The sequence below is a fragment of the Bacillus sp. 05T31 genome (assembly GCF_056396725.1).
In genome coordinates this window covers 1-7,005 of the sequence record NZ_JBFTMA010000361.1, presented here as the reverse complement: position 1 = coordinate 7,005, position 7,005 = coordinate 1, and the positions used below count along the sequence as shown (strand labels likewise).

Here is a 7,005-nt window from a genome sequence, read left to right as displayed (position 1 = left end):
GTCTTATGCCATTACTTAAGTAACTAATTATATAAGAGGTTATTATCCATTTTGGTAAAAATGGATAATATATATTAGAATGAAAAAGAAATCAATTTCCTTTTTTCGCTGAACGAAGAGGAAATTTCATTAGAATGTATAGACAACTACTTGTGTGTATATTAAGATGGAATTAGGCGAATAAGGTAATAATAATAAGTAGGTATTTCATGGGAAAGGGTCGATGAAAATGAAAACGCAAGTTGTCATCAATGCCGAAATTTATACAGGTAAAGAAGTAGTGGAAAACGGATTTATTCGTTACACAGAAACAGTTAAAGAAATTGGTTTGATGGCTCAATATGTATCACAAGAAAATGAAACTGTGTTAGATGTGGCAGGAAAGATTGTGATTCCAGGTATGATTGATGTTCATATTCATGGTGGATACGATATTGATGCGATGGATGCAAATAGCGATGGATTAGTAACTCTTGGTAAAGAAATGTTAAAAGAAGGAGTTACAACTTACTTCCCAACAACAATGACACAAGCTCCAGAAGCGATTGAAGCGGCGCTAAGTGCTGCGAAGGAAGCGAAAGACAAAGGAGCACATTTCGAATATATTCACCTAGAAGGACCATATGTTTCAAAAAAACGTGCGGGTGCACAACCACTTGAACATATTGTTCCTGCGAGTATCGAGCAATTTAAACAATGGCAGGAAGCAAGCGGTAATCTAATTAAATTAGTAACATATGCACCGGAAGAAGAAGGTGCGTTAGAGTTTGAACAGTATCTTGCTGAAACAGGTGTTGTTGGCACAATGGGGCATACAGATGCAATTGATGCACAACTGAAAAATAGAAACATTACACATGCAACACATTTATACAATCAAATGCGTGGATTACATCATCGTGAACCAGGAGTTGTTGGTCATGTGTTATTAAATCCAGATGTAATGGTTGAAGTAATTACAGATGGTATTCACATTCACCCTGATATGGTGAAATTAGCATATAAATTAAAAGGACCGAAAAAAGTAAGTGTCATTACAGATGCAATGCGTGCAAAAGGTCTTGAAGAAGGATTATATGAGCTTGGCGGACAGCCAGTACATGTAAAAGATGGCAGTGCCCGATTAGAAGATGGAACGTTAGCTGGTAGTATTTTAAAAATGGATCAAGCTTTCCGAAATGTAATTGAATTTACAGGATGTTCAATCGAGGAGGCAGTGTTAATGACATCAGTTAACCAAGCAGAAGAATTTGGATTAAATAATAAAGGTGCGTTAGCGGTAGGTAAAGATGCAGACTTTGTTGTTATGACTGAAGAATTACATGTATATGATACGGTTCGTTTAGGAATTCATATGAAGGAAGGGAAGTAATTAGATGAATATTCTTGTTGTAAAAACTCCAGAAGAATTAGCAGAAGCAGGTTATAAGTTAATTAAAGAGGTTGTAAAATCAAAAGAAAATCCAACTTTAGGAATGGCTACAGGAAGCTCTCCATTAGGTATTTATGCAGAAATGCGAAAAAATAAACTTGATACAAGTCATGCAACCACTGTAAACTTAGATGAGTACGTAAATTTACCACACGAAGATAAAAACAGCTATCATTATTTCATGCAAGAACAGTTGTTTGATCATCTTCCATTTAAACAAACTTATGTACCGAATGGGATGGCAAGTGATTTAGAGGAAGAGTGCAAGCGTTATGAAGGCATTCTAGTAGCTAACCCAGTTGACTTACAGATTCTTGGAATCGGTGAAAACGGTCACATCGGATTTAATGAGCCAGGAACACCATTTAATTCTCCAACTAACATTGTAGAATTAACAGAATCTACACGCCAAGCAAACCTTCGCTTCTTTGAAAATGAAGAAGATGTGCCGACTCATGCGATTACAATGGGAATTGGAAGTATTATGAAAGCGAAACAAATTCTACTTGTTGCTATGGGATCTAAAAAGGCAGAAGCTATTAAAGAATTATTGCAAGGTGAATATAGTGAGGCGTGTCCTGCTACAGTTTTACAACGTCATCCGAATGTAACCGTAATCGCAGATCCAGAAGCTCTATCTTTATGCAGTGAGGCGATTGCTGATGAACATCGACAAGTATTCACCATTTCCGATTTATTATCAGATTCAAGAGTGGGTGAAACAGCTAATTGAGGAAGGCGAATGGAAGCCGGGAGATAAAATTCCATCTGAGAATGAACTTTGTGATAAGTTCGAAGTGAGTCGTATGACAATCAGACAGGCGATTAATAACTTAGTGGAACAAGGTTATTTATACCGGAAACGTGGGATTGGAACGTTCGTCCAACTTCCGAAAGTGGAGCAAAAGTTGCAAGGAATGACGGGATTCACAGAAGATATGATTTCTCGTGGTATGAAACCGAGCAGCCAGTTATTAAGTTTCCGCCTAGTTCCAGCTACTGCTAAAATAGCAGACCGGCTGAGAATACAAGAGGGAGAATCGGTTTATGAAGTGAGGCGTACGCGCTTAGCTGATGACGAACCGATTGCATTTGAGACGACATATTTGTCGCCAACTCTTGTGAAAGATATTAACGAAGAAATATTACAACAATCTTTATATGAACATTTAGAGAAAAAACTGGGCTTTAAGCTTGTTCGTGCTACTCAATCAATTGAAGCTTCAATTGCAACGGATAATGAAGCTGAACATCTGCATATTCCTAAAAAGGCGCCTGTACTTGTAATGCGTCAATGGTCATATTCAGAAGGTGAGTTACCGTTAGAGTATGTGAAATGTATTTATCGTGGGGATCGTTACAAGTTTATTACGAACATCGCACGTAACAAGTAATATATTTCAGTTTGTGAAGTACAGTGAACTTTGATGTTTTCAACATGTAAAGAAATAAAAATACGACTCATCCTTATAAGGATCGAGTCGTATTTTTATTTGCTTCTTCATTATAAACAAGTACTTGGTTAACGGCATCTTTGACAGCATCTACTACATAGTGAGCGTGCTCTTTTACCGCATCATCAGCTTGAGACATAGCAAAACTATGAGGAGTTAAGGAAAACATTGGAATATCATTGTAAGAATCCCCTATGCATGCAACCTCCTCTGGTTGTATTTGAAACTCTTGTAATAAAACAGAAATAGCAGAACCTTTACTAATATTTGGTGGCATTACATCTAAACATTGTTCAGCTGAAATGAAAGTACTAACTTTTCCATGGAATTTTTCATCGATCTTTTTTTGAAGGAGTTGTAAGTTTTCTTTTGTTCCACCGATAGAAATTTTATTTGGAAAAATTGTATCATCGATTTTCTGTAATAAATTTGGTTCTTCGACAGAAGTCATTGCTACTTGTTTTTCGAGTTCATGAATAAAAGGTGTCTTTTCTTCAATATAGTAATTATGCTCATCACTTACATAACGGAAATAAGGGTCTTGATTTGTCATAGCTAGTAAATCAGGAAGAATGCTGGAATCAAAATTTGCGGATAATAGTTGCTTATTTTCATTAGTGTATACAAACACACCATTTACACTAATACGATGGAAATTTGTATTTACAGCTTTCATTAAGTCTGCGATTTCATTATCAAGTCGTCCAGAAGCGAAGCAAAGAATAACATTTTGCTCAGCAAGACTGCGAAGTGCCGCAACATCCTGTTCATCAATCAGACCTCCATGCTGCATCATTGTACCGTCAATATCACTTACAAACATTTTAATCATGTTTATCTCCTTTCTATGTACAGTTGCTCTTACATTATACGCATCATATACAAACATGTCTAAAAAATGAATTTTTATCAAATGGTAGATGTTTTACATTGACGACAAAGAAGAATGTTCTGTAACATAAAAGTAGGCTATTTAAGTACGAGGGTGGTGTTATATGAGTAATTATCTAGAAATTAAAAAAGTTTTAAATAATAATGTCATCATTGCTAGCCATCCTGAACACGAGGAAGTAGTAGTGATCGGTAAAGGAATTGGATTTGGAAAAAAGGCTGAAGATGTGACTTACAATAGATAATCCTTTTTTAGTTGAAACGAAAATGCTATATCCAGAGGAATATGAAATTGCTGAAGGAGTTGTGAAACTTTTAAATTCTCGTTTGCAAATTACATTGCCAGAAGGAGAAGTWGGCTTTATCGCACTCCATATTTATAGCTCGCTTACAAACTCTGATTTATCTTCTGTTAATCAAAATTCTCGTCTTATTGCACAACTTGTGTCTTTAATTGAGACAARCCTACAAATTACATTAGACCAAGAAAGCATTCATTATTTACGCCTTATTCGCCATTTACAATATGCTATTGAACGGGTGAAAAAAGGAGAAAAAGTAGAAGAAGCACAAAGTTTTGCTGATTTATTAAAATTAGAATATCCAGTTTGTTACAATTTGGCGTGGAAGCTAGTCAAAGTAATGCAGAACGAATTACAACTTCCTGTTTATGAAGCGGAGAGTATTTATTTAACGATGCATTTACAACGATTAGTGAAAGCAGAACATGTGTAAAAAGACATATATTTTTGTCTAAAATGAAAACGTTAAAAAAAATGATTGAATCGCTTACAATAGTTATGTATAATAACTATTGCAAAGTTATACAAAATTCGACAAACACATTAAGGTAAATAACGAAAACGTTTGCTTTRATTATAGTGAACTTATACGTAATCCTATTTTTGACACGTGTTACTGATTCGATCAGGCATGAGTGGAGAAAAGTTGGGAATGTAAGCTAAAGAAAGGGACATACTACCCTTTGTATAGCTATCGTTCTATCTTTTTTTCCTCATGCCTTTTTGGCGTTTGTCGAAAAGTATCAATATAGATAAGAGAGGAAGGGTTTCCATGTTTAAGAAGATCTTTGGTGTTCTTCAAAAAGTCGGAAAAGCGCTTATGCTTCCAGTAGCGATTTTACCGGCAGCAGGTATTTTACTTGGATTTGGTAATGCATTTCAAAATCCACAACTAACAAATGTTATCCCTGCTTTAAAAGCAGATTGGTTCGTAATGGTTGCAAAAATTATGGAACAATCTGGCGATATTATTTTCGCTAACCTTGCGCTATTATTCGCAGTTGGGGTAGCAATCGGTTTAGCTGGTGGAGACGGAGTAGCTGGTTTAGCAGCGTTCGTCGGCTACTTAATTATGAACAAAACGATGAGTGTGTTCTTAGAAGTAGATAAACTAGTGAAAGTAACAAGCACTGGAACAGATCCAGTGAAAATTGGATTTTCAGATCCAGCATATGCAAACGTATTAGGAATTCCAACGCTGCAAACAGGAGTATTTGGTGGGATTATCGTCGGGATAGTAGCGGCATATTGTTATAATAAATACTTCAACATTGAATTACCATCATACTTAGGTTTCTTTGCAGGTAAGCGTTTCGTACCGATCGCAACTGCAACATTCTCTTTAGTGGTAGGTATTATCATGTGCTTCATTTGGCCATACATTCAGGGTGGCTTAAATACGTTCTCACATCAAATGATTGATGCAAATAGAACGATAGCAGCATTTATATTCGGTTTAATCGAACGTTCATTAATTCCATTTGGATTACATCATATTTTCTATTCACCGTTCTGGTTCGAATTCGGTCAGTATACAAATGCAGCTGGCGAATTAATCCGTGGTGACCAAAAAATCTTTATGGCACAGTTAAAAGACGGCGTAGAATTAACAGCAGGTACATTTACAACTGGTAAGTATCCGTTCATGATGTTCGGTCTTCCAGCAGCAGCTTTAGCAATGTACCATGAAGCACGTCCAGAAAATAAAAAATTAGCAGCTGGTATTTTAGGATCTGCTGCATTAACATCTTTCTTAACAGGTATTACAGAACCGCTTGAATTTTCATTCTTATTCGTAGCACCAGTATTATTCGGAATTCATGCAGTATTCGCTGGTCTATCATTTATGACAATGCAAATTTTAGGTGTTAAAATTGGTATGACATTCTCTGGTGGTTTAATTGACTTCATATTATTCGGTGTACTACCAGGTCGTACRGCATGGTGGTGGGTAATTATTGTTGGTCTTGTACTAGCAGTTATTTACTACTTCGGATTCCGTTTCGCAATCCGTAAATGGAACTTAAAAACACCTGGTCGTGAAGTAGCGAATGCTAATGAAGGCGCAGGGAAAACAGAAGCAGGAGAACTTCCACGTGAAGTATTAGTAGCACTTGGTGGTAAAGAAAACATTGCTTCGTTAGATGCTTGTATTACTCGTTTACGCGTTCAAGTTAACGAACAAAAAAATGTAAATAAAGACCGCTTAAAAGAGCTTGGAGCAGCCGGTGTACTTGAAGTTGGAAATAACATTCAAGCTATTTTCGGACCGAAATCTGACACATTAAAATCACAAATTCATGATATTATGTCAGGTCGTACACCTCATGTTGAAAAAGAAGCGCCTGTAAAAGTGGAAGAAGCTCCTCAACAGGTTGATGAAAATGAAACAATCGTTTCACCAATTGAAGGGAAAATCTTACCGATTACAGAAGTACCTGACCAAGTATTCTCAGGGAAAATGATGGGAGATGGATTTGCGATTGAGCCAACAGAAGGAACAGTAGTTTCTCCGGTTAATGGTGAGATTGTAAATGTATTCCCTACAAAACATGCGATTGGTATTCAGTCTGAAGTAAGGTTTTTCATTAAGTGGGAGAAGGATGAGTACTTCATCGATTGTTGTATGTAACCAGTGATTTGTAATAGGAACAGGTTTTGATAACGGGATTTTTATCATATGACCATCTTTCGGAACGACATTTAAGTTTTTAAATGGACCAGTAATTGATTTTGCGTATTGAACTGCTTCTTTTTGAATGGCTGAATCTAAAGATTGTTTTTGGACCACCATTTCTTTTTTACAATCAAATACTTCAATTTGTTTATTTGTATTTGCGAATGCATTTGTTGATAATAAAAAGAAGAGAAGAGTAATGACTCCTATTTTTTTGAACATGAAACAACACCTCACACTTACTATACC

Annotated in this window: 4 protein-coding genes and 3 pseudogenes; 5 read left to right on the top strand and 2 right to left on the bottom strand. The window is 36.1% G+C overall.

Translation table 11 applies throughout. The features are described from left to right. The first annotated feature begins 229 nt into the window (after positions 1-229). From nagA to phnF, 3 genes are read left to right on the top strand one after another with little or no spacing between them, the layout of a single operon-like run. Positions 230-1,372 carry an N-acetylglucosamine-6-phosphate deacetylase gene (gene nagA / locus AC1DJR_RS19325; protein ID WP_328016935.1) on the top strand — a complete coding sequence of 381 codons (1,143 nt, stop codon included), beginning with the start codon at positions 230-232 and terminating at the stop codon, positions 1,370-1,372. 4 nt (positions 1,373-1,376) lie between these two features. After that, positions 1,377-2,165, top strand: coding sequence for a glucosamine-6-phosphate deaminase (nagB, locus tag AC1DJR_RS19320; RefSeq protein ID WP_002033913.1), 789 nt, complete (start codon positions 1,377-1,379; stop codon positions 2,163-2,165). Then, positions 2,095-2,826 (top strand): phosphonate metabolism transcriptional regulator PhnF, encoded by a 732-nt coding sequence (gene phnF / locus AC1DJR_RS19315; protein ID WP_078172874.1) that lies wholly within the window; start codon positions 2,095-2,097, stop codon positions 2,824-2,826. Before nagB ends, phnF begins: the two co-directional genes overlap by 71 nt. Before the next feature lie 73 nt (positions 2,827-2,899). On the opposite strand, the gene AC1DJR_RS19310 is transcribed toward phnF, so the two are convergent. Continuing rightward, positions 2,900-3,718 (bottom strand): Cof-type HAD-IIB family hydrolase, encoded by an 819-nt coding sequence (locus tag AC1DJR_RS19310; RefSeq protein WP_002014903.1) that lies wholly within the window; start codon positions 3,716-3,718, stop codon positions 2,900-2,902. Positions 3,719-3,881: 163 nt separating this feature from the next. Here AC1DJR_RS19310 and AC1DJR_RS19305 point away from each other — a divergent pair. After that, positions 3,882-4,512, top strand: a pseudogene (locus AC1DJR_RS19305) (PRD domain-containing protein). A 339-nt stretch (positions 4,513-4,851) separates the two neighbouring features. Next, positions 4,852-6,654, top strand: a pseudogene (gene ptsG / locus AC1DJR_RS19300) (PTS glucose transporter subunit IIABC); the annotation flags it as partial. Here ptsG and AC1DJR_RS19295 read toward each other — a convergent pair. Then, positions 6,646-6,978, bottom strand: a pseudogene (locus AC1DJR_RS19295) (hypothetical protein); the annotation flags it as partial. The pseudogenes ptsG and AC1DJR_RS19295 overlap by 9 nt on opposite strands. Between the last annotated feature and the right edge of the window lie 27 nt (positions 6,979-7,005).